19 protein-coding genes are annotated in these 22646 nt (G+C 55.6%); 13 read left to right on the top strand and 6 right to left on the bottom strand.

Going from position 1 to position 22646, the window contains the following annotated elements:
* Positions 1-223: 223 nt before the first annotated feature.
* The 6 genes from QQ91_RS03410 to QQ91_RS03435 all read left to right on the top strand — a co-directional run bounded on the left by QQ91_RS03410 (position 224) and on the right by QQ91_RS03435 (position 8948).
* Positions 224-922, top strand: coding sequence for a DUF1995 family protein (locus tag QQ91_RS03410; RefSeq protein ID WP_166280013.1), 699 nt, complete (start codon positions 224-226; stop codon positions 920-922).
* A 145-nt stretch (positions 923-1067) separates the two neighbouring features.
* On the top strand, positions 1068-2237 hold the full coding sequence (locus QQ91_RS03415) for a pyridoxal phosphate-dependent aminotransferase (RefSeq protein ID WP_166280016.1): 1170 nt from the start codon (positions 1068-1070) through the stop codon (positions 2235-2237).
* A 167-nt stretch (positions 2238-2404) separates the two neighbouring features.
* Entirely contained in the window at positions 2405-3679 is a 1275-nt protein-coding gene (locus QQ91_RS03420) for a serine/threonine protein kinase (RefSeq protein WP_166280019.1), read from the top strand.
* A gap of 227 nt (positions 3680-3906) precedes the next feature.
* Positions 3907-6591, top strand: a complete 2685-nt coding sequence (locus tag QQ91_RS03425) for an FHA domain-containing protein (protein ID WP_166280022.1) — start codon at positions 3907-3909, stop codon at positions 6589-6591.
* A gap of 2 nt (positions 6592-6593) precedes the next feature.
* Positions 6594-7346 carry a DUF748 domain-containing protein gene (locus QQ91_RS03430; protein ID WP_166280025.1) on the top strand — a complete coding sequence of 251 codons (753 nt, stop codon included), beginning with the start codon at positions 6594-6596 and terminating at the stop codon, positions 7344-7346.
* 75 nt (positions 7347-7421) lie between these two features.
* Entirely contained in the window at positions 7422-8948 is a 1527-nt protein-coding gene (locus QQ91_RS03435; protein ID WP_166280028.1) for a M16 family metallopeptidase, read from the top strand.
* Here the strand turns inward: QQ91_RS03435 and QQ91_RS03440 are convergent.
* A complete protein-coding gene (locus tag QQ91_RS03440) occupies positions 8945-10606 on the bottom strand; it encodes an alpha/beta hydrolase (RefSeq protein ID WP_201277301.1) in 1662 nt (553 codons plus the stop codon). The genes QQ91_RS03435 and QQ91_RS03440 overlap by 4 nt on opposite strands.
* Before the next feature lie 156 nt (positions 10607-10762).
* Here QQ91_RS03440 and QQ91_RS03445 point away from each other — a divergent pair, with 156 nt between their 5' ends.
* From QQ91_RS03445 to QQ91_RS03465, 5 genes are all read left to right on the top strand, one after another.
* Positions 10763-12403 carry an ABC transporter substrate-binding protein gene (locus tag QQ91_RS03445; RefSeq protein ID WP_166280034.1) on the top strand — a complete coding sequence of 547 codons (1641 nt, stop codon included), beginning with the start codon at positions 10763-10765 and terminating at the stop codon, positions 12401-12403.
* A 1-nt stretch (position 12404) separates the two neighbouring features.
* On the top strand, positions 12405-13424 hold the full coding sequence (locus tag QQ91_RS03450) for an ABC transporter permease (protein ID WP_201277302.1): 1020 nt from the start codon (positions 12405-12407) through the stop codon (positions 13422-13424).
* On the top strand, positions 13421-14278 hold the full coding sequence (locus QQ91_RS03455; protein WP_166280037.1) for an ABC transporter permease: 858 nt from the start codon (positions 13421-13423) through the stop codon (positions 14276-14278). The genes QQ91_RS03450 and QQ91_RS03455 overlap by 4 nt, the downstream gene beginning before the upstream one ends.
* A 153-nt stretch (positions 14279-14431) precedes the next feature.
* The gene (locus QQ91_RS03460; RefSeq protein WP_166280040.1) at positions 14432-15349 is read left to right on the top strand and encodes an alpha/beta fold hydrolase; all 918 of its coding nucleotides are present in this window, start codon (positions 14432-14434) and stop codon (positions 15347-15349) included.
* 82 nt (positions 15350-15431) lie between these two features.
* Entirely contained in the window at positions 15432-16277 is an 846-nt protein-coding gene (locus QQ91_RS03465) for a carbonic anhydrase (protein ID WP_166280043.1), read from the top strand.
* 79 nt (positions 16278-16356) lie between these two features.
* Here QQ91_RS03465 and carA read toward each other — a convergent pair whose 3' ends face one another.
* Positions 16357-17502 carry a glutamine-hydrolyzing carbamoyl-phosphate synthase small subunit gene (gene carA, locus QQ91_RS03470; RefSeq protein WP_166280136.1) on the bottom strand — a complete coding sequence of 382 codons (1146 nt, stop codon included), beginning with the start codon at positions 17500-17502 and terminating at the stop codon, positions 16357-16359.
* Between the two features lie 591 nt (positions 17503-18093).
* Between carA and QQ91_RS03475 the strand changes: the two genes are divergently transcribed.
* The gene (locus tag QQ91_RS03475) at positions 18094-19425 is read left to right on the top strand and encodes an adenylosuccinate synthase (RefSeq protein ID WP_166280046.1); all 1332 of its coding nucleotides are present in this window, start codon (positions 18094-18096) and stop codon (positions 19423-19425) included.
* Here QQ91_RS03475 and QQ91_RS03480 read toward each other — a convergent pair.
* Both QQ91_RS03480 and QQ91_RS03485 read right to left on the bottom strand, forming a co-directional pair.
* Positions 19422-19760 carry a 2Fe-2S iron-sulfur cluster-binding protein gene (locus tag QQ91_RS03480; protein WP_166280049.1) on the bottom strand — a complete coding sequence of 113 codons (339 nt, stop codon included), beginning with the start codon at positions 19758-19760 and terminating at the stop codon, positions 19422-19424. The genes QQ91_RS03475 and QQ91_RS03480 overlap by 4 nt on opposite strands.
* Before the next feature lie 25 nt (positions 19761-19785).
* A complete protein-coding gene (locus QQ91_RS03485) occupies positions 19786-20694 on the bottom strand; it encodes a mechanosensitive ion channel family protein (RefSeq protein ID WP_166280052.1) in 909 nt (302 codons plus the stop codon).
* A gap of 486 nt (positions 20695-21180) precedes the next feature.
* On the opposite strand from QQ91_RS03485, the gene QQ91_RS03490 reads away from it, so the two are divergent.
* A complete protein-coding gene (locus QQ91_RS03490) occupies positions 21181-21666 on the top strand; it encodes a response regulator (protein ID WP_250833244.1) in 486 nt (161 codons plus the stop codon).
* A 2-nt stretch (positions 21667-21668) separates the two neighbouring features.
* Here the strand turns inward: QQ91_RS03490 and QQ91_RS03495 are convergent, their stop codons facing one another.
* A complete protein-coding gene (locus QQ91_RS03495) occupies positions 21669-22076 on the bottom strand; it encodes a Na-translocating system protein MpsC family protein (RefSeq protein WP_166280058.1) in 408 nt (135 codons plus the stop codon).
* An 88-nt stretch (positions 22077-22164) separates the two neighbouring features.
* Complete coding sequence (locus tag QQ91_RS03500) at positions 22165-22572, bottom strand: Na-translocating system protein MpsC family protein (protein ID WP_166280061.1); 408 nt, start codon at positions 22570-22572, stop codon at positions 22165-22167.
* Between the last annotated feature and the right edge of the window lie 74 nt (positions 22573-22646).

Below are 22646 nucleotides of genomic sequence, written 5' to 3' on the forward strand. Positions count from 1 at the left end.
GGTTCTGAAAGGGGGCCAATGCTGACCCTCAAGATCCCTGATCCTGCGCAGGGTCGAGGGCTGGCTAAAATACTGTTCAGCTTACCAAGGAACGGAAATCACAGCCAGCGTCAGTACCTGGGGCAGGTGGATCGGATTAATCGTAACGGATTGTTTGCTCAGGCAAAGATTGGGGAACAAACTGTCGTATTCTTTTAGCCGAAAAGGTGCTACCCAAGATTGCATGTCCCAGCTTCCTGAAAGCCTTGAACAGGCTGTGTCCCAATCCGTGACTGCCACCCAAGCCGCGATCGCCGCCGGCCAATCTCGGGTCCAAGTGGAGCTGGTCATTCCTGAACTCAAGCCCATGGGCATCGCTCAGCAGTTCCTGGCGGAATACCCCGAACTGGGCACTCCGTTGAAGGTGTTTTTCCCCGATGCGGGAGCGGCAGCCCTAGCCCGGCGAGACTGGGAGGGGGTTCCCTATATCCTCAAGGGAATTAAAGAGCTGCTTGAGCCTGTGCAGCCTGAGGATGCAGCCTTTGTGCTGGTGGCTCCCTCAGCGGTTGAGGTTAATGAGGCCGAGACGATTGCCAACCAAAGTGGCGATCGCCCCTATATTTTGCTCAATCCCCAACTCCAAGACGTGAGCGGGGTCGGCATTGGCTATGCGGGGCGGCAGCTGCGCGAGCGGTTTCTCAGCACCCTTGAAACCAGCTATTATCTGTGCCCCCTCGCGGGGGGACTCCTTTTCCGATCCTTCCCCCAACCCTGGGAGATTTATCAAGAAACCGAAACCGACGCCTATCAGCTCCTGGAGTCCAGGGAGAGTAAGCCCAGTGGGGAAGAAATTGAGGAAATTTTTGGAAAAGTGGGTGATCCCCAGGGACAAATGGGGATGCTGCAGTCCCTGACGCGCTTTCTCAAGTCCTTGAGCCGTTAACCCCCCCCAATCTGGCACCATTAACCCAGGTTTGCACTTGGCGATCGTTGATGATTTTGTGTTAATTCGTAAAAAAATTTTGGCAGCCATCCCAAAAAAATCATTTCCACTGCGACAATCTTTAAAAACCGATTAAGGATTTGCAATGAAACTGGCAGCGCGCGTACAACAGGTTCCTGCATCGTTGACCCTGGCCATTGCGGCGAAGGCAAAGGAAATGCGCGCAGCTGGCATTGATGTCCTAAGCTTCAGCGCAGGCGAACCGGATTTTGATACCCCCGATCACATTAAGGCCGCCGCCAAGCAAGCCCTTGATCAGGGCAAAACCAAGTATGGTCCGGCACCGGGAGAACCCCGGCTGCGCGCAGCCATTGCCCAGTCCCTCAACGCCCACCAAGGGCTGAATTTTCAACCGGACCAGATTATTGTCACCAATGGCGGCAAGCATTCCCTCTATGGACTGATGCAAATCTTGATCGAGCCGGGAGATGAAGTGATTATTCCTTCTCCCTACTGGCTGAGCTATCCCGAAATGGTGAAATTAGCCGGAGGCACCGTGAAATTGCTGGAGGCTAAGGCAGATAATGCCTATAAAATTACGCCGCAGCAGCTGCGAGCAGCTATAAAACCCCAATCCAAGCTATTTGTTTTTAATTCTCCCTCTAACCCCACGGGGATGGTCTACACCCCCGAGGAGGTGCGGGCCATTGCAGCGGTTTTAAGGGAGTCTGAGATTGCCATTGTCTCTGACGAAATTTACGACAAAATCCTCTACGAAGGCACTGAGCATCTCAGTCTTGCCGCCGCCGATCCCCAGCTGCAAGAGCGCACCTTCATTAGCAGCGGCTTCGCCAAGAGCTATTCCATGACCGGATGGCGCATCGGCTATCTAGCAGGGCCACGGGACGGTATCGAAGCCATGGCCCGTTTGCAGAGCCACAGCACCTCCAATGTCTGCACCTTTGCCCAGTATGGTGCGATCGCCGCCCTCGAAAGCTCTCAAGACTGTGTAGAACAGATGCGGCAGGCCTTTGCCCAGCGCCGGAGCGTCATGCTAGAGCGAGTTCAGGCCATGGCTGGCCTAGACTGCCCGGCTCCCCACGGGGCCTTCTACCTGTTCCCCTCCATTGCCGCTACGGGTCTAGATTCCCTGACCTTTTGTAACCGCCTTTTACAGGAACAGCACGTTGCCGCAGTGCCGGGAATTGCCTTTGGAAATGATGCCTGTATTCGTCTCTCCTACGCCACCTCCCTAGAGGCAATCCAGGCGGGGCTAGATCGACTGGAAACGTTTATGAACCAGGTGATGGGTTGATTTTGTAAACATTTCGGTGCAAATTCCGTGAACCAATGGAGGAGCCATTACGATGGGCCTGTGAGATTTATCACGGTATCTTGCTTGGGGCAACTTTAGGATAGGACCAGGGAAAGTCTATGCCTTGATCTTCCCCACCGCTAATCCACCGCCCTTGTTCTCCAACCATGAGTCTCTGCATTAACCCCACCTGTACCAAGCCGCAAAACTCCAAGGAGGATCTGTTTTGTCAAACCTGCGGCACAGAACTGCTCCTGGAAGGACGCTATCGGGTGCTACAAATGCTCGGGGCCGGAGGCTGCGGCAAAACCTATGAAGTGAGCGATCGCGACGGTTCCGTTAAGGTCCTCAAAATCTTGATCAATAACGATCCCAAATATATCGAGCTGTTTCAGCGCGAAGCCTTTCTCCTAAGCCATCTGCGTCATCCGGGCATCCCCTCGGTGGAGACCAATGCCTATTTCACCACCTTGCCCAAGGCCAGTACAGAACCCCTCCATTGCCTGGTGATGGAAAAAATTATTGGTCTTGATTTGCACAAATATCTGCGCCAGCGCGGACATCCTCTGGATCAAAAGCTAGCCTTGCAGTGGATCCGCCAGCTGGTGCAAATTTTGCAGGCCATTCATCACCAGAACATTCTGCATCGGGACATTAAGCCATCCAACATTATGCTCAAATCCGATGGGAACCTGGCGCTGGTGGACTTTGGCACAGCCCGATCCATTACCAATATTTATGACAGTGCTGGTCAGGTGCAGGCCACCCGGATTATGTCTGCCCTCTATACCCCCGATGAGCAAATGAAGGGGCATCCGGTGCCCCAATCGGATTTTTTTGCCCTCGGGCGCACCTTTGTGTATTTGCTCACCGGCCAAGATCTCGGAGAGTTTTACAAACCGCTAACGGCCGATTTTGAATGGCACGATGCGGTGCCCCACCTGTCGCCAGCCTTCGTGGAGTTTTTAGATCAACTGATGGCCCCGCTGCCAGCCCAGCGCCCCGCCACCGCAGAGGAGATTTTGTCCAAGCTTCAAACCCTTGAACAAGAACTGCTGCAGCCTCCATCAACCTCGGGAAATTTGGGCTATGCCAAAACCCTGCTGGCTCACCCCGAGAAACGGGAATCCCCCCTCCCTCCGGTTAACTCGGGACCCCTATCCTCCCCGCCCCCCTTTTCCGGAGCCACAAGTGCGCCATCGAACCCGCCTAGTCCTCCGGTCTACACCGGGAATCCTCACTCCCAGGCCATTTCCAGCGACTTTCTCGCCCAGTGTCAGCTGAATCTAGCGGAACGGATTGGCCCCATTGCGGCGATTGTATGCCAGCGCACCTTGGCCCAGCGATCAACCTGGACCCAGCAAGAATTTGTCAATGCGATCGCCCAAAATATCCCCGATCCCCAGGCCGCCCAGTCCTTTCGTCAGGCTCTTGGCGGCTAGAGCCGTGAACAGCGGAAATTGGTTGGGGGACAAGACGCAGGAATAGGGCGCGGGGAACACCCAGACTGGGTCGCCCCCATAAAGAAGGCCACTTTCTTAAGATACGCAAATTGAGAATCCCTGTGGCTTGACCACTCAGGCTAAGATATTTGAACCGACACGGTCGCAGGAGTGTAGCTCGATTCACCGACTGGAGGACAGCATTAAGGGGATAACTAGGTTTAGTAATGAATCAACAAACCGCCAAAATAGACGTCATTCGCGCTGGCATCCTACAACAATCTTTACCACTGTCTCAGAGCTACATCACCCTTGGTCGTGCCCCGGATAACACGCTGTGTCTCAGCGATGATTTATCCGTATCGCGCTACCACGCCCAGATTGCCTGGACCAACAACGACTACGTCATTACCGATGTGGGCAGCTCCGACGGCACCTATGTGAACGGGCAACGACTCCCCCCCCAGGTGCCTCACAGGCTCTCCCATGGCGACATTGTGCGCATGGGCACCGAGTTTGAAATCAAGTTTTCCGCCCAGCTGGCGCCGAGTGCAGGGCCTGTGAACCAGAGCGGCGGCCGAGATCAGCAGTATAAGACCATCCTGGGGGCGGATATCAACTTTCGGGCCCAGGCCGCGCCCGTGCCTGCCCAGGAGCTAAATCTCCAGGGAAAAAATCAGTTCACCATTGGCCGCGACCCCAGCAACGAGATGATTATTGATCATCCCTCGGTGTCGCGCTTCCACTCGCAGATTCGGTTTGAAAATGGCGTTTACACCCTCTACGACCTCAATTCAACCAATGGCACCTACGTGAATGGTCAACAGGTGCTTGGGCAACGGCGTCTGGTGGTTGGCGATAACATTCGCATTGGCCCCACCAGTCTGGTGTTTCAGCTTAATCAGACCCTGCTGCGCACCAATGAAGAGGGGAACCTCAGAGTTGATGCGCTCAATCTTAACAAGCAAATCCGCAAGGACTTAAATCTGCTGCAAAATATCTCTCTGAGCATTTTGCCACGGGAATTTGTGGCCATTGCTGGGGTGAGCGGCGGCGGCAAATCCACCCTCATGGACAGCTTGACCGGATTCCGCCCGGCCACCAGTGGCAACGTCTACGTCAACGGGATTGATCTCTATCGCAACTTCAACGCCTACCGCGCCGAAATTGGCTATGTGCCCCAGCGCGATATTGTGCATATGGAGCTCACCGTAGAGCAGGCGCTGGACTTTGCGGCGCAGCTGCGAATGCCCGCCGATACCACCCGCGTAGAGCGCCGCAAGCGCGTGGACGAAGTGCTGCGGGAGCTTAACTTGACCCACCGCCGGGAGCTGCCGATTTTCTCCCTGAGCGGTGGACAGCTCAAGCGAGTTTCCATTGGCGTAGAGCTGCTCACCAAGCCCAGCCTGTTCTTTCTGGATGAGGCCACCTCAGGACTAGACCCCGGCACCGAAAGTGAGCTGATGCAGCTTCTGCGTGAGCTCGCCGACCAGGGGCGCACCATTTTGCTGATCACCCACGCCACAGACAATGTGATGCTCTGTGATCAGGTGATTTTCATGGCTCGCGGCGGCAACCTGGCCTACTACGGCCCTCCCCAGGAGGCGCTCGCCTACTTTGGGGTGCAGCGATTCAACGAGATTTATCGCAAGGTGGAAAATGAGCTATCGCCCGAAGAATGGAAGCAGCGCTACCTGCAATCCCAGCAGTTTCAAAACTATGTAGTTGCTCGTCAGCAGGTCATTCAGGGTGCGGTCGGGAGCCACGGCGGTCGCGGAGCCGGGCGCAACCAGCCCTTGCCGGGGGCCCGCGTTCGGCGAATTTCCAGCCTGCGTCAGTTTATTATTCTGTCCAAGCGCAATCTCGCCATCCTCATGCGCGATCGCATAGGGCTGGCCCTGATGCTCGCGGTGGCTCCCTTGTTGGGACTGTTAGACTTTGTCGCCTGGCCCCCAGTGCTGTTTACCCAAGCAGAAGAGGGCAACCCCAGTCTGGCCATTTCCATGCTGTTTACCATGGTGCTCATCGCAGTGATGGTGGGCAGTCTGGCCACCATGCGGGAAATTGTTAAAGAGATTGATATCTACAAGCGGGAGCGTATCATTGGGCTTCAGATTTTACCCTATGTGATGTCTAAGGTGTGGGTGGCGCTGCTGCTGGCCCTATACCAAGCCTTTATTTTTGTCCTTTTTAAGGCCCTAGCGGTTGATATTCCCAGCGATACCACCACCCTGGTGAGTCTCTATATCACCATGGCCCTAGCTACGGTGGGCGGCATGCTCATGGGGCTGTTGGGCTCGGCGGTTTCTCCCAACCAGAGCGTGGCCCCCATGATTGTGCTGGTGTTTATTGTGCCGCAGATTCTGTTTGGCGGTGGGGTGCTGCCGGTTAATACCTTTGGCCCGGCTGGTCAAACCTTAAACAATTTAGCTCTGACCAAGTGGCCCTTTGAGGCCCTGATGACTATCACCGAATTTGGCACCGATGTGGCTGAGGATTCCTGCTGGTCTCTGCCACGCGAGGAGCGCCGGGATCTGAAAAACGACGAGAAGGAAAACTGTCAGTGCCTGGGTCCAAATCTGTTCAAAGGCTGTAAGTTTCCAGGCATTGAACAGTTTTACGTCCCTGAAATTGATCAAGATCCCCCAGAAAAGCCGGTGTCACCCACCAATCCGCAGGAACTAGAAGCCTATGAAGCGCAACTCAATGAATGGTCAGAGGAGCTCAGCAACTACCAAATTGCATACAACGGCGCGATCGCCGAGGCGGAAGGCAACATCGATGGACTCTACGATAAGTTTGGCCAAGCTTTTAAGGTGGAGGTGACGGGCCATTGGATTGTTCTCACCATATATAACCTGATTGTCTTTGGGTTAATTCTGCTGGTTCAGAAGCTCAAGGATATCCTGTAGGTATGAAGCGACTGACTAAAATCCTGATGTTCCTCGGGCTGGGATTTCTAATTACCCTGGTGATTGCCTGGTTCCGCCTTGAGGCCATTGCCCATCAAGCCCTAGAGGAAAATCTCACCCGCGTTCTGGGCGTACCGGTTCACATTGAACGGCTGCAGCTTCAACAACTGGCGGGGAAAGCCCAGTTTGACAACCTGGAAATTGATAATCCCGAAGGCTATTCCGCGAATAAAATTGTTGCGGTTCAGCAAATTGATGTGGCCTTTGATCCCTGGAGCCTGTTTCAATCGACGATTAAAATTGACCGTTTGGTTTTCCAAAATATCCGCGCAAGTTTTGAACAAACCCTGGAGGGCAACAATATTCTGGAGATTGTGAACCATGTGAAGGGGCGGTCTCAGAGCTGGCGGATTCAGACTCCCACGACGGCCCAGTTTAACTTTCAGGACAAGCGGTTTGAAATTAACCAGGCAAACCTCAAGGATATTCAGGTGAACGTGAACCTGAATCCCCTGGGTGGATTGATTCCCTTTGGAAACTTTTCCCCCGAGCTTGAGTTCTCGATTCCTGATATTGAGCTGAAGCAGGTGACCTCTGAAAATGCCCAAACCGTTCTTGAAGGAACCCTCAACGACATCATCTCCGATCTGCTTTCTAGATTAGCCGGTGGCATTACCACCGAGCTTCCCAACAAAATGAATGGGGCGGGATCGAAGGGCGTGATCGACAAAGTTTTAGATGTCCTGCCCTTTTAGCGTGATCCCAGTCCCCATGCCATCCTGGCTTGGACCCTCCCTAGCCCCCAGCCCTGTCCTTGATGCGATGTACCCATGCCCTTGAACCGCCCCCTGCGATCGCTCCATTCTCAATCCACCCTGTCTCGTCAGCGCCGTCTGGTCCAGGGGATCACCCTGGTGATTTGCTTTTTGATCATTCCAGGACTGCTGCTGTTGATCACCTGGATGACTCCAGCCCTGGCCGCGACGCCCCGTCACTATAACGAACTCACCTTTCCACCCCTGCCCGAGGTTCAGGTTCCGGACTACCAGCGCACCACGCTGGACAATGGCCTGACGCTTTACCTGCTCGAAGATCACGACCTGCCGCTAGTGAGCGGTCAAGCCTGGATTAAAACCGGATCTCGATGGGAACCCGCGGATCAGGTGGGATTGGCCAGTATCACTGGGGAGGTGATGCGCAGCGGCGGCACGCTGACTCATCCAGCCGATCAGCTCAATGAACTGCTGGAGCAGCGAGCGGCAGCCGTGGAGGTGTCCATCGATACGACGGCGGGGTCCGCCAGCTTTAGCGCGCTCTCCGAAGATTTACCGCAGGTGTTTGAGTTGTTCAGTGAGGTTCTGCGCAAGCCTGCCCTCCCCCCAGACAAAATTGATCTCTCTAAAACCCAGCATCTGGGGTCTATTCAGCGTCGCAACGACGATCCAGAGGATATTGGGAGCCGCGAGTTTAGAAGGCTTATCTATGGCCGCCAAAGTCCCTACGCCCGCATTGAGGAGGTGGAGACCATTGACAATATCCAGCGCGAGGATATTCAACGGTTTTACCAGACATACTTTCAGCCCAATCGAATGATCTTGGGCATTGTGGGTGATTTTGACACGCCCACCCTCCTGGCGCAGATCAATCAAACCCTGGGAGACTGGAGACCCAGTGCTTCTGGGGTGGAAGATACGCTGCCTGAGGTGGCACAGACCGCCAATCCGGGTCTTTATCTGGTTAATCTTCCCCAGTTAACCCAGAGTACCGTGCAAATTGGGCATTTGGGTGGGCGACTCGACGAACCCGATGTGTTCCCCCTTTACGTGATGAACGAAATCCTGAATAGTTTTGGAGGACGGTTGTTTAACGAAGTGCGATCGCGTCAGGGATTGGCCTATTCCGTCTATGGGGTTTGGAGTCCCCAGTATGATTATCCGGGGCTGCTCATTTCGGGGGGACAAACGCGATCTGATACCACGGTGCCCTTTATTCAGGCCGTCAAATCAGAACTGAAAAAGCTGCGGGAGACCCAGGTGAGCGCCAAGGAACTCCAACAGGCAAAAGATGCCATCTTAAATTCCTTCGTCTTTAATTTTGATCGCCCCGGAAAAGTGCTGACGCGTCTGATGCGCTACGAATACTATGGCTACCCGGAGGATTTTATTTTTCGCTACCAGCGCGCGGTGAAGGCCACGACGCAAGCGGATGTTTTAGGCGCGGCTCAGCGCAACCTCAGGCCCGATCAGCTGGTCACCCTGGTGGTGGGCAACCAGGCAAGCATCCAACCTCCCCTGACCAGCCTAGCTCCCCAGGTTACACCTGTGGATGTCACCATTCCCAAGGGCAATCTCGGTTAATCGTGTCCGTTGCCCAGGGAAGAGGCACAGGCTTGGGTGAGCGGATCGCCCAGGGCTCTCAGGGCCGGAGGCGTAACCAGTCTCAAGGGGTAGGGCTTCTGGCTCAGGGAGGCTAAATTCTCAGGCGTCAGCGGAGGAGCCGACCGGTGAGGATTAGGGAGGGTCGATTGGATAAAGGCTAAGACCAGGGCGTTGAGATAGTGACTCATCAAAGCCGGATCGGGCTGCTTCAGGGGTGGTTGCACCAGGAAGAGGCCCTGCTCCCCAAAATCATTGCCAAAGAAATGCTGCCCCTGCTCAATCATCACCAGGAACTGATGGGGGTGGGTCATGAATTGAAAGGGACACAGGGATTCTGGGAGAGACGGGGCCACCAGATCTTGACTGCCCGTAATCATCAAGGTGGGAATTTGGATAGAAGCCAGGCCCTCAGGGGCAAAGCGTTGGGTGCCAAAGGTATTGAGGGCCACAACCGCTCGAATACGCGGATCAAAGGGCGGTTCTTCCCACGGATCATCGGAACTGGCGGGTGCCCTGGATCCAGAGCACAGCAGGAGCAGGGCAAAATCCACCATCCGCCGCTGGGTCACAGGCTGGGCGCAGCCCCGCTGCCCCAGGTTGGGGTCCACCCGAGCCCCGGCCAAGGTCAGGGCTGTATTGCCACCAATGGAATAGCCCAGGACTCCGATTTGCTGAGGATCAATGCGTGCCACGGGCGCGGGAATTGAGGGACCTTGGAGCCAATCTAGAAAGACTTGAATATCTCGGGGTCGGTGGGACCATTCCTGGAGATCCATGACCTCCTGCTCCTGACCGGAGATCAGCTTCTCGAACCAGGCGCGATCGCTGCCGGGATGCTCAACAATGGCCACGGCAATTCCATGGGACACTAAATGCTGGGTCAAGCTTTGAAAGGCACTGCGGTCGTCTCCAAAGCCAGGGGAAATAATCCACAGGGGCGCAGCGGTCGCTGACGCGGGCATTGTCAGCACCACCGGAATGCGGCGGTTGCGCGCTGTATCTTGCACCTCAATTTGAATTGCCTCCGTCCCTTGGGGACCGGCAACGCTTAACATCTCCAGGGATGCCGCCTGGCCAGAGGACTGCCCCCCCCCTCTGGAATGGGCGCTGGCAGCGAGTTGGCGGGCAAGGGTGGCCCGCTGGCGCAGAAGGGTCAGGGTCGATTGCAGGGCTTTGGAGTTAAGGTAAACCGTGCGGTTGGGAAAGGACTGGAGCAGGGAAATGGGCGAGAGTCCTTCGGGCTGCTGGGCCGCTTGAATCATCGCAGATCGCAGGGCCGTGGCGCCGTTGGTGCGCTGCTCCGTTTGCAGCCTTTCCCCTAAGAAGGCCAACGTGCTCTCTCCAAAGGAAGAGTAAAGCAGTTGGGACAGAGCCACCCCCTTGATCTCTAGGCGGGTGGACAGAAGCCGCTGCAGATCGGCCCGCTGGTCCTCGCTTAGCCGCTGGAGAAAAGGCCTCAGCGTTCCTGGCATCTGACCGGTTTGGGCAAATTGTTCCAGATCCGCCACCGAGATTGAAAACCGGAGGGCGCTGTAGGAAAAGGTGATCTGCTCTGCCCCTAGAAGCGGGCGGGGGGCCAGAATCACGCCCAGTCCCATGGCTACGGCAAGCATTCCCCTGTGGATTAGCGCGTTCACTGGGCCGCCCTCTCTGCGATTCCTTGGAGATCATCCAGGGACACTGTTCCCCTGTCTGGTTTCATCATAGCGCTGGGGCCAGGACCCAAAAGGATCGCCACAGTCCCTACTGATAATGCTACAGTTCCAGCACAGTCATGGACACAAGGATTCCCCATGCCCCATAGACCTTGGTGCCGACGCGCAATTCTTCGCCGCTGCTTCCTGGCGGGTCTGGCCGTGGTTTTACTGACAACCCTGGGAAATTGTTCTGCACCGCAAACACCGGAATCTGGGCAGTCTCAGCTATTGGTGTTTGGTTCTGGCGGCCAGCCCGTCAATCTGACCCCTGGGAATGTCACCGATGGCAACTCCATCTATGCCCAGCGTCAGCTTTACAATACCCTCCTGGGCACAGAGGCTGGCAGGACGGACTTGGTTCCGGAACTGGCCACGAACTGGACCTCCTCAGAGGATGGACGGACCTGGACCTTTACCCTGCGTGAGGGGCTGAAATTCCACGATGGCACCCCCTGTAATGCTGAGGCCGTGGTGTTTAACGTGCAGCGCTGGTGGGATCCAGAATTTGACTTTGGCGATCGCGACCAGGGAAACCTGTATGAAATCTGGCCCAACTTGTTTGGGGGCTTTAAGGGAGATCCCGCCTCAATTCTGGCCTCGGTCCAGGCCCCTGACCCCCAGACGGTGGTCTTTCAGCTCACCACTGCCTTTGCCGCCTTTCCGGCGGCCATTAGCTCTGGCTACTTTGGCATCGCCAGTCCCACAGCCATCCGGTCGGCCCGATCAAGCTACGGCAAACCCTCGGGACCCGCGGTTGGAACCGGACCGTTTGTGCTGCAGGACTGGCGCAGCGGCGATCGCCTCACCTTGACCAAAAATCAAACCTACTGGCAGCGTGATCGGCCCAGGGCCGAAACCCTGATTCTGCGGTTTGTGGAAGACCCAGCGGCCCGACTGGCCCAGCTGCGATCTGGCACCCTGGATTTCACGGTGGACCTCACCCCGGATCAGCGTCCGGAAATTGAGCAAGATCCCCAGCTGCAGTCGGTGGTTCGCCCCTCGCTCAATGTGGGCTATCTGGCCCTGAATCCCAGCTATGATCCCCTCTCCAAGCCGGAAGTGCGCCGAGCCCTGGCCCAATCCCTGAATAAGTCAGAGATTGTCCAGGCCTTTTGGGGAGACCTGGGACAAACCGATGGTCATTTTATTCCCCCCGCCCTGGGAGATTTTCGCGCTGCCGAAGTTAGCGATTACCCGTACGACCCCGCTGCTGCCCGGCAAGCCCTGGCCCAGGCCGGATATCCAAACGGGTTTGATTTGGATTTGTGGTACATGCCCGTGAGTCGGCCCTATTTTCCCAACCCCAAGCCCATTGCGGAGGCCTTGGCCGCCGAACTAAGCCAGATTGGGATTCGAGTCAAGCTGCAAACCAAGGATTGGGGATCCTATTTGGCCGATCGCAATCGTGCTCCTGGGTTTCAGGCCTTTATGTTGGGTTGGACTGCCGACTATGCCGATCCTGATAATTTCCTCTATGCTCACTTTGGTCCTGGATCAACCCAGGACTTGGGAGGATACCAGAATTCGCAGCTATTTACATGGCTCAATCAGGCCCGATCCACCCCCGATCCAGCCCGGCGCCAGCAGCTTTACCAGAACATTGATCAACTGCTGTTTACCGAAGCCCTACGGATTCCCATCGTGCATTCCCAGCCCTTGCTGGCCCAGCGATCGCGCCTGCGGGGGTGGCAGCCGAGTCCCCTCGGCAGTGAGGATTTCGCCGCGGTGGAGAAGTGAGATGGGGTTAGAGGACCTGGGGCTGTATTTACTCAAACGCCTCCTGCGGCTGGGGGCCGTGCTGCTGGGGATTTCCCTGCTGGTGTTTGGACTATTGCACCTGATTCCAGGAGACCCGGCGGTGACCCTGCTGGGGGATCGCGCGACCCCCGAACAGATTGAGGCCCTGCGCGATCGCCTGGGTCTGAACCAGCCGCTGCCGCTGCAATACTTGGCATTTTTAGGACGAGTGATCCGCCTGGATCTGGGCACCAGCATCTTCACCGGCGTTCCCATCTGGGAGGAGATCCGACGCTACTGGCCCGCCACCTTGGAGTTGGCCTTGGCGGCCATGGCGATCGCCGTGATGATCGGGATTCCCCTGGGGGTGATCGCAGCGGTGCAGCAACACCGCTGGGTAGACCAGATCGCTATGGTTGCTTCGCTATTGGGAGTTTCAATGCCCGTGTACTGGCTCGGACTGCTGCTGGTGTATGGCTTTGCCGTGCATCTGCAATGGCTACCCCCCAGTGGCCGCCTTGGAATAGAAACCCCCTGGGTTCCCCAAACTGGATTTTTAATGCTGGATGCCCTGATTCAGGGCAATGGGGCAGTTCTGTGGGACGGGGCCAAACATCTGGTGCTGCCCGCGGTTACCCTGAGTACCATTCCCCTGGCGACCCTGGGACGGATGACCCGCAGCACCATGGTGGAGACCCTCTCCCAGGACTACATCCGCACCGCTCGTGCCAAGGGGGTGGCAGAGGGGTGGGTGGTGGTTCGCCATGGTTTAAAAAATGCGCTGCTGCCGGTGGTCACCCTGATGGGTCTGGAGTTTGGCACGCTGTTGGGGGGCGCGATCCTCACCGAAACAATTTTCTCCTGGCCGGGAATTGGCACCTGGATCTATGACGGTATTTTGCAGCGAGACTATCCCGTGGTGCAGGGAGGGGTGCTCTTTGTCGCCTGCGTGTTTGTGATCGTGAACCTCTTCGTGGATCTGTCTTACCAGCTTCTAGATCCAAGGATTCGGCTGCAATGATCCGCCAATTTTGCCAGTCCCCGGCGCTGCGTCGATTGCTGGCCTCGATGGCAGGTCGAATCGGCTTGGGGCTCACCAGTTTCCTGGGGGGGGCCGCGGTGCTGGCCCCTTTCCTGAATCCCTACAATCCGGCTCAAGATCGCAACTATGCCATTCGCCTGCAGGCCCCGAATGGGGCGCACTGGTTTGGATTGGACGGTTTGGGCCGCGATATTTTCACCCAAGTGTGGTACGGCATCCGCACCTCCTTAGAAATTAGCTTGATCTCTGTGCTGCTGGGCTTGCTGGCGGGGGTGCTGCTGGGGCTACTGGCGGGGTATTTTCGCGGCTGGGTTGATGGGGTGATTGGCTGGCTCACCGATGTGATGCTGGCGTTTCCGTCCATCCTCCTGGCGATCGCGGTGGTCACCGTCACCGGGCCAAGCCGGATAAGCGTCATGGTGGCGGTGGGACTAGTGCAGGTTCCCAAGTTTATTCGCCTGACCCGCAGCCTCACCCTCTCGCTACGGGAGCAGGCCTTTGTGCAGGCTGCCCAAGCCTTTGGGGCCGGGCCGGGGCGAATCATGGCTCGACATCTCCTGCCCGCGTGCCTGTCTGCGCTGACGGTGCAGGCGACCCTGGCCATCGGGACGGCCACTCTGGAAGCTGCCGGGCTGGGATTTTTGGGCCTGGGCACCCAACCGCCTGCCCCGGAACTGGGCACCATGCTCTCCGATGCCTTCAAGGGAGGCTACTCCCTCTCAGCTCCCTGGACGATTCTCTTTCCAGGGCTGTTTATTACCTTGATGGTGCTGGCCTTTACGTTGCTGGGCGATGGCCTGCGGGATGCCCTACATCCCCCCCGAAGACTCTAAAAAACCTTACTCAGGCAACGGTCAGCCCAGAAAAAAGCGCTGGTTTCCCAGCGCTTAGATTTTTGGAGTATGCAAAGAATCCTTGCATGATTTTTTAGTTTAGATGCGTCAAGATTAGAACATTGGCCCGTAACAATTTTAGTAACCAGATCCATGAACAGCCCTGCCTTTCCCACGACGCACCAATGGACCTGGCGCGGTCATCGGGTGCGCTATCAAACCCTGGGCGATCGCGGCAGTGCGGTAATTTTGATCCACGGGTTTGGCGCCTCCGGCGATCACTGGCGCCACAACCTTGCGGCCCTGGCCACCCAGCATCGCGTCTATGCCCTGGACCTCATGGGCTTTGGCTTCTCCGATAAGCCCAATCCCCAATCCTTTTCCTACACCTTTGAAACCTGGGCCGATCAGGTGCTGGACTTCTGTGAGGCGGTGGTGCAGGCGCCGGTTCATCTGATTGGCAACTCCATTGGCTGTATTGTGGCGCTGCAGGCCGCAGTCCAAGACCCCCATCGGTGTCACAGCCTCTCCCTGCTAGACTGCTCCCTGCGGCTGCTCCACGAACGCAAGCGCCCCACCCTGCCCTGGTATCAGCAGATCAGTACGCCCATTTTTCAGCGCGTTTTAGGCCTGCCCCCGGTGGGACAGTTTTTCTTCTCCCAGGTGGCCAGACCTGGGGCGATCGCCAACTTTTTGCGTCAGGCCTACCATAACTCAGCCGCAGTCACCCAGGATCTGGTGGAATATATCTACCGCCCAGCCCTGGAACCGGGCGCAGCCGCGGTGTTTTTGAGCTTCATTCAATATTCCCACGGTCCCCTGGCCGAAGACCTGCTGCCCCAGGTGCGCTGCCCAGTGCTGATCCTCTGGGGAGCCGAAGATCCCTGGGAACCGCTGGCGTTAGGGCAAGATCTGGCTCAATTTGACTGTGTTGAGGACTTCATTGCCCTGCCTGGCGTGGGACACTGCCCCCAGGATGAAGCGCCCGATCAGGTCAACCCCATCCTGCTTCAGTGGCTAGATCGGCAAACCCCTCAGCTGCATAATCACAAACATAAGCTAACCCTCTAGACTTCCCTTTTCGTATAAGCCATGGGATTCTTAGAAGGGTGATTGTCACGGGGTTACCCACCCGATTGGATCAGGGGACGCAATGGAGAAGCTAATTCGAGGCGTGCAGCGGTTCCGAGAAACCTACTACGCCCAGCATCGAGATTTATTTGAGCAGCTCTCCCAGGGGCAGCATCCGCGGGTGTTATTCATTTCCTGCTCGGATTCCCGCGTGGATCCGGCCCTGATTACCCAGACGGATTTGGGCGATATTTTCGTCATCCGCAATGCAGGCAATATTGTCCCGCCCTACGGGTCCGCTAATGGGGGGGAAGGGGCCACCATTGAATATGCCATCAGCGCCCTGAATATCAAGCAGGTCATCATCTGCGGCCATTCCCACTGCGGAGCCATGAAGGGCCTTCTCAAGCTCAATCAAATTCAAGAGGATTTACCCCTGGTCTACGATTGGCTGCAGCATGCCCAGGCCACGCGACGGCTGGTCAACGATAACTACCCGGACCTGAGCGGCGAAGAGCTGATGGAGGTCACCGTTGCAGAAAATGTGCTGACGCAGATTGAGAATCTAAAAACCTATCCGGTGGTGCGATCGCGTCTTTTCCAGGGCAAGCTGGACATCCACGGTTGGGTTTACCACATCGAGACGGGCGAAGTGCTGGCCTATAATCCTGACACCCACGCCTACGAATATCCCCAGACCGAACTAGAACAATACCATCCTGAAGTGGGACCGGCCCCCGGACGGTACGTGCGCACCAGTGCCCCAGTCGTGGCCTGCGAAAACCCCCACTACCTGGGACAGCCCCAGGCGGAGGACCACTCAGCTTACACAACTCCGCAGCAGCCCTCGTCCCCCAGGGGGTCCCAGGAAACCTTTGTGCCCACCTGGCTCAGTCCTGAGCAGGCCCATCGTATTTATAACGGCTAAAGAACGGCTATTGCTGGAGGATACCGCTGAGGCCGCCCCCTCCAGCGCTCAGACCCGACCCTGATACCCAGGCCTCTCATCAGCTCGCGGCCTTGGCTTGACGCATCGCCTCAATAAACTGCTCAAAGAGGTAGTCAGCATCGTGGGGACCGGGACTGGCTTCCGGGTGATACTGCACCGAAAAAATGGGTAGGGTTTTGTGTTTAAGTCCAGCCACCGTCTTGTCATTTAGGTTCAGGTGGGTAATTTCAATCTCCTCGGCATCCAGGGAATCGGCATCCAGGGCAAAGCCGTGGTTCTGGCTGGTAATTTCGACCTGCTGGCTCAATCCACAGGGCTGGTTTAAGCCGCGATGCCCAAACTTGAGTTTAAAGGTGCTTGCCCCCAGGGAAAGGCCCAGAAGTTGATGCCCTAGGCAAATGCCAAACATGGGCTTCTTTGCCGCCAAAAGCGCCTTAGCTGTCGCTATCCCCTCGGTGACCGCGGCAGGATCGCCGGGACCATTGGAGAGGAAAATCCCGTCTGGATTGTGGGCCAAAATGTCTGCGGCGCTGGTCTCTGCGGGCACCACGATCACCCGGCAGCCGTAGCTGGAGAGTCGCCGCAAGATATTGCGTTTTACACCGAAGTCCAGGGCCACCACCACAAAGGCCTGTTGAGATCCGACCTGGGGGGAAAATTCCCAGGCGGCAGGGGTGCTATCTTTCCATTCGTAGGGTTGGGGGGTTGAGACCTCCTTCACCAGGTTCAGCCCGGTCATGGAGGGTGCCGCCTTCACCTGCTGCAGAAGCAGATCTGGATCGAGAATTTCCGTCGAGATGGCTCCATTCATGGCGCCCAGGGAGCGAATCTTTCGGGTAAGGGCGCGGGTATCAATCCCAAAGATGCCAGGGAGATGGTGCTGCTTCAGATAATCCGGTAAGGACTGCGCAGCGCGCCAGTTACTGGGTTCAAAACAGATATTTCGGGCGATGGCCCCGTTAACCTGGGGTTGGGAGGACTCTTCATCCTCCGCATTGACCCCGGTATTTCCTAGCTCAGGATAGGTAAAGATGACAATCTGTCCGCGGTAGCTGGGATCGGTCAGGACTTCTTGATAGCCTGTCATGCCCGTATTAAACACCACCTCGCCCACGCGGGTGCCCTGGGCGCCGAAGGACCAGCCGCGATATACGCTTCCGTCTGCGAGGACCAGTAGAGCCGGAGAATGAGAAGTCAGAGGCATGGGGATGACTTGTGCGCGAGGAACAAAGGGATGGGCCAGGGTATTTCCGGTGGGAACAATTCCGCAAGCCTTAGAAATCATACGCTAATCTTCCGCCAACCCGCTGGATTTAGACCTTAAGAACTTGCTTAAGATTCCGATACCTTTCATCTCATCGGGCTGCTTTCAGGGGAGATCCCCCCCTGCTTCGAATCGGGTACAAGATCGCCTCGTGCAGCTAGGCTCCCTGATTCTGCCTGACGTTTATCCTGACCTCTTCTCTCCTCTGGCAGCGGTGGTTGGGTTTAAAGCATTGTCCACCGGTAGCGCGGGACTTTGCGCCGCCACGTTAGGAAAGCCTGACGATGGTGGTGGTCTGAGGACGGAAAGGATTGACGGCATCAGCTCGGATGACGTGAGCGATTCCAATGCCCATTGGGGGGGATCTCTAGACCGGATCGCGGGCCATTTGGAGAGGATGCCTACGGTTTAAGTGGTTGTGCCGGCGGATGTTGCCGGTGTGATTCGACATGAAGTCAATTCTGGATTTGACAGAATAGCGAAGCGGTGGAGACAATAAGAGTTTGTGTAAACTATCCGTTTAATAAAACCTTGGCTAACGTAGTTGTTATCGGTGCTCAGTGGGGCGACGAAGGAAAGGGCAAGATCACAGATTTGCTGAGTCGATCGGCGGACGTGGTCGTGCGCTATCAAGGGGGCGTCAATGCAGGCCACACTGTGGTGGTGAATGATCAGACCTTTAAGCTGCACTTAATTCCCTCCGGCATCCTCTATCCCCGAACCGAATGCATCATTGGCTCAGGGACGGTCATTGACCCGGAAGTCCTCATTGAGGAACTGGACACCCTGGAGCAACTCAAGGTTTCAACTCAAAATCTGTTCATTTCAGAGTCGGCCCATGTAACGATGCCCTACCATCGCCTGATTGATCAGGCCGCTGAGGAGCGACGGGGGGAATTTAAGATTGGCACCACCGGGCGTGGCATTGGCCCGACCTATGCCGATAAGTCGGAGCGCACCGGGATTCGCGTACTCGATCTGATGGATCCGGAGAGCCTGCGCGATCAGGTGTCCTGGGCAGTGAACCACAAAAACGTCACCTTAGAAAAGCTCTACAATCTAGATCCTCTGGACCCGGAGGAGGTAATTGCCCATTATCAACAGTTTGCGGATCGGTTGAGATCCCACGTGGTGGATTGTTCGCTGAAGATTTATGATGCCATTCAAAAGCGCCGGAATATTTTGTTTGAAGGGGCTCAGGGAACGCTCCTGGATCTAGACCATGGCACCTATCCCTATGTGACGTCCTCCAATCCAGTGGCGGGCGGGGCCTGTGTGGGAACCGGAGTTGGCCCCACGATGATTGATCGGGTGATTGGGGTGGCCAAAGCCTACACCACGCGCGTGGGCGAAGGTCCATTTCCCACCGAACTAGAGGATGGTGTGGGGGCAGTTCTGGGCGATCGCGGGGCAGAATTTGGCACCACAACTGGGCGTCAGCGCCGCTGCGGGTGGTTTGATGCGGTGATTGGCCGCTACGCGGTGCGCATCAACGGCATGGACTGCATGGCCATTACCAAGCTGGATGTGCTGGACACCCTAGATGAAATTAAGGTCTGCGTGGCCTACGACATTGATGGCCAGGAATGCCGGGACTTTCCCACTAGCTCACGTCAGTTTGCCCAGTGCAAGCCCCTCTACAAAACCCTACCGGGCTGGCGATGCTCCACGGAACATTGCCGAACCTTAGATGATCTGCCGCGGGAGGCGCGAAACTATCTGGAGTTCCTGGCCAAGCTGATGGAGGTGCCCATTGCCATCGTCTCTCTGGGGGCTGCGCGCGACCAGACTATTATCATTGAAGATCCCATTCACGGACCCAAGCGAGCCCTCCTCTGCGAGAATAACGAGAGCGCTGCTTAAGCTTCAGGCGTCCAAAGGGGGCGATCGCCCTGGCCCCAGAAGCCATCGTATTTAGTCAGATCTAAGTCGTCATGAACGCGGATCTGGCAGGCCAGGCGGCGATTATTGTGCAGGTGGTGGGGAGGCAGAGACAGGCGTCCAGTTTCTTTCCAGTTGCGATCGCTCCTCTCGCCCTGCAGGGCCACGGCACAGGTGCCGCAGGTGCCGATGCCGCGACAGTTGATCTGTCTGGCAGTGCCGTTATAGAGATCTACTCCTTCTCTGAGCAGAACCCGCCGCAGATTTTCGCCGGGATGACAGGTAAGGGTGCGGCCTTGGGCGCGGATGGTTGGCATTGGACTGACTCCCAAACTTCACCGACTAAGAATCCCGGCCATTGCGGGTGGCAGGCTGGTCTTGAAGCGGTTGCTGCTGGTGGTCGTTAAACTGCTCTTGATCAAAGAAATACAGACTGCGAATCGGATAGGGAATGCTAATTTCAGCGCGATCGCAGGCTTGCTTCAGAGCAATCATCACCCGAGACCGAGTCCGGCGCACATCCGCAATTTTAGGAGCCGTCCAATAGCGCACCACTAAATTAATCGAGCTATCGCCAAAGCTGACCACATCCACCTCTGGCTTGGGTTGATCTAAAACCCCTTCCACCTGAACCACTGCCTCAAACAAGGTTTGCACAGCCTCTGGCAAGGGCGTATTGTAATCCACACCAATTTCTAAATCCGTGCGACGCTGGGGCCGCTCCGTCAGCACCTGCACCGGGCTGGTGAATACAACGGAGTTGGGAATCACCACCATCTCGCCCCGGTAGGTGCGAATTTGGGTCGATCGCAGCGCAATCGTCTCCACCGTTCCCTCAAAATCCGCCACGATAATCTGATCCCCCAGGGCAAACGGTTCCTGAAGCAACAGCAAGATCCCAGCCAGAAAGTTTTTAAAGATATCTTGAAAGGCAAAACCAAAGGCAACGGAACTTAAACCAAGCAGTGCAATGATATCGCCTAGCGCTAAGCCCGGAAAGGCAATGACGCAGGCCATGAGAATGCCCACAATCCAGGTAAGCACAAAGCTGCTTTGGGTCATGAGAACCTGGAGAGATCGATTACGCAAGGTGGTGCTGGCCACCTTGCGCACAATATTATTCACAAATCCGGCTAAAAACCGGGTCAAAATTAAAATAAAAATTGCTAACAAAAGACCGGGCAAGGTGGCAATACCGTTACCAATCAGCTCAATGATTGTCGATTTAACTTCGGTTAAGAATCTAGTCATAATAGGTCTGCCATTTCGTCTGCTCCTTTGGGCCTCCCCCCTCAACCTTAAAGACTTGGGAGAAGGGAAAAAGGTAACGACTTATTATAGTCAATTACCCCTCTCCTGTTCATCCTGCTAGGGTCAGACATAAACTGCCCCCAACTCACTTTCAAAAGAGCATTTTAAAAGAGGGTCTTGCACCTGAGTGGAGGCATCTTAGGCCCAAGGATTGCGCCATGGCCTAGAACTGTCCAATCGCTGGAGGGAAAGGATGTCAGAGGTGCTTGACAATCCTAAAAAAAATATAAAGTTCTCTTGCTCATGAGGTATGATGGGCGTAGCTCGCTCAATCTTTTCCTGCTGAATAGAGATCGTCCGTTAGCAAAAGTTCGCGACCTACCTAAGGCAAAAGCCTACCTTGTGTCAGCTGTGTCTCTGTGCTAGAGCAGCCTTCTTGCCTGATATCCAATTCATCAGTTGCGTAGGTGGAAAATGTCTTTGAGCGTGAATCCAAGCGAAGACTCATATGGCAACAGGTCAGAGGGTGCGGCTTTCCCAGAGGCCTCACCCCACGCGGATGGTCCCTTAGTGGTGGTGGTAGATGACCACGAAGATAGCGTAGGAGTGGTGGTCTATGTTCTGGAATCTATACAATGTCGACACATATCCATGGATAGCGGCGCAGGGCTGCTGGAGGCTTTAAGAAGTATTCGCCCTGACGTGATTCTGCTGGATATTCTTTTACCCGATATCAACGGTCTAGACTTAATTGATCTGATCCGCCGTGAATTCAGTAACCTGCAAATCCCGATTATTGCCGTGACCGCTCTCTCAAGCGCTCAAGATCGTCATGCTATTGCCCAAAAGGGATTTACGGACTGTCTGATCAAGCCCTTCGATCTGTCCTTACTGCGACAAAAGCTGCAAAACTATCTCTACCAGCACCAATCATCGTTTTTCCCGATTTCAGCAAACTGCTCCGCCCCTTAAAATCAGCCCTTCTCTGATGCCTTCTCTGATGAAGATCCGTTGCCAGCATAGGTAGAGGAGGCAAGCACGGCTGGCTTGAGCACCAGGATGATACTCTTTCGCCCAGTTTCAATCTTTGACTCCGAAAGTAGATCAATAATTGATCGCTGAGTAGATTTTTCAACCAAACCGATCAGCTGCTCATGAAAGGTCAAATCAATTTGAGAGCGGACTTGCTTTGCGAGAGGCTGCTGTTCCATGCGGAACAGCAGTTGCTCTACGGGACTAATCGCGTTTTGGAAAATCAAGACCAGTTGTTCCTGGTTCAGGAACTGACAGGTTACCAAATCCGGTGCATGACCCACCAAGGATTGGTAAAGTGAGCAAATTTTGTGAGCAAGGGTCTCCTCGATAGATCTGAACTTATTCATGGTATTGGGTCGCAATTTGATCTTGATAGTAAATGAAGACGATGAGGGGAGGGATCCGGAAGATCCCATGGGATTTTCCTTCCTTCGCCTAAAGTCCTTGCTGAGTTCGATTGGGTCGTATCTGGGGAGCACGTTCAAGAATCACAATGATTCCCCCACGACCGGTATTCAACGTAGAGTCACTTAAGATATCGAGCACCGGAACTGAGAGAATCTCCTCAATTAACGTTTTAAGCTGGGGCTGGAGTGCCCGATCCAAGTCTTCTCGGACCTGCTCAGCCAGGTCATCCTTTCCCTCTTCTGCTAATATCCTTTCCGGCTTTGTCACGGTATCTTCGAGGATGATGGCGAGCTGGCTATCAAAGAGCTGGCAACTCACCTTGCTGGGCTGATGGCCTAGCTGTTCGCTGTAAAAGGCCCTAATTTTTTGGGAGAGTGATCGCTCTAGTTGGCCTGACGTAGGTAGTACAAACTCGGATGATTTCGAATTAGTCATATTACTCATAGACGTAATCCCCTTAGAAACCGCCTTCACCCATCAACCTGTCAGCTCCCAGGCTAAGCTCAAGG

The sequence above is a fragment of the Lyngbya confervoides BDU141951 genome, assembly GCF_000817775.3.
Lineage (GTDB): Bacteria > Cyanobacteriota > Cyanobacteriia > Thermosynechococcales > Thermosynechococcaceae > Lyngbya > Lyngbya confervoides.

Bases quoted from the DNA above. Each gene is read 5' to 3' on its own strand.
- QQ91_RS03410 (WP_166280013.1), top strand. From the start codon at position 224: ATGTCCCAGCTTCCTGAAAGCCTTGAACAGGCTGTGTCCCAATCCGTG.
- QQ91_RS03415 (WP_166280016.1), top strand. From the start codon at position 1,068: ATGAAACTGGCAGCGCGCGTACAACAGGTTCCTGCATCGTTGACCCTG.
- QQ91_RS03420 (WP_166280019.1), top strand. From the start codon at position 2,405: ATGAGTCTCTGCATTAACCCCACCTGTACCAAGCCGCAAAACTCCAAG.
- QQ91_RS03425 (WP_166280022.1), top strand. From the start codon at position 3,907: ATGAATCAACAAACCGCCAAAATAGACGTCATTCGCGCTGGCATCCTA.
- QQ91_RS03430 (WP_166280025.1), top strand. From the start codon at position 6,594: ATGAAGCGACTGACTAAAATCCTGATGTTCCTCGGGCTGGGATTTCTA.
- QQ91_RS03435 (WP_166280028.1), top strand. From the start codon at position 7,422: ATGCCCTTGAACCGCCCCCTGCGATCGCTCCATTCTCAATCCACCCTG.
- QQ91_RS03445 (WP_166280034.1), top strand. From the start codon at position 10,763: ATGCCCCATAGACCTTGGTGCCGACGCGCAATTCTTCGCCGCTGCTTC.
- QQ91_RS03450 (WP_201277302.1), top strand. From the start codon at position 12,405: ATGGGGTTAGAGGACCTGGGGCTGTATTTACTCAAACGCCTCCTGCGG.
- QQ91_RS03455 (WP_166280037.1), top strand. From the start codon at position 13,421: ATGATCCGCCAATTTTGCCAGTCCCCGGCGCTGCGTCGATTGCTGGCC.
- QQ91_RS03460 (WP_166280040.1), top strand. From the start codon at position 14,432: ATGAACAGCCCTGCCTTTCCCACGACGCACCAATGGACCTGGCGCGGT.
- QQ91_RS03465 (WP_166280043.1), top strand. From the start codon at position 15,432: ATGGAGAAGCTAATTCGAGGCGTGCAGCGGTTCCGAGAAACCTACTAC.
- carA (WP_166280136.1), bottom strand. From the start codon at position 17,502: ATGCCTCTGACTTCTCATTCTCCGGCTCTACTGGTCCTCGCAGACGGA.
- QQ91_RS03480 (WP_166280049.1), bottom strand. From the start codon at position 19,760: ATGCCAACCATCCGCGCCCAAGGCCGCACCCTTACCTGTCATCCCGGC.
- QQ91_RS03485 (WP_166280052.1), bottom strand. From the start codon at position 20,694: ATGACTAGATTCTTAACCGAAGTTAAATCGACAATCATTGAGCTGATT.
- QQ91_RS03495 (WP_166280058.1), bottom strand. From the start codon at position 22,076: ATGAATAAGTTCAGATCTATCGAGGAGACCCTTGCTCACAAAATTTGC.
- QQ91_RS03500 (WP_166280061.1), bottom strand. From the start codon at position 22,572: ATGACTAATTCGAAATCATCCGAGTTTGTACTACCTACGTCAGGCCAA.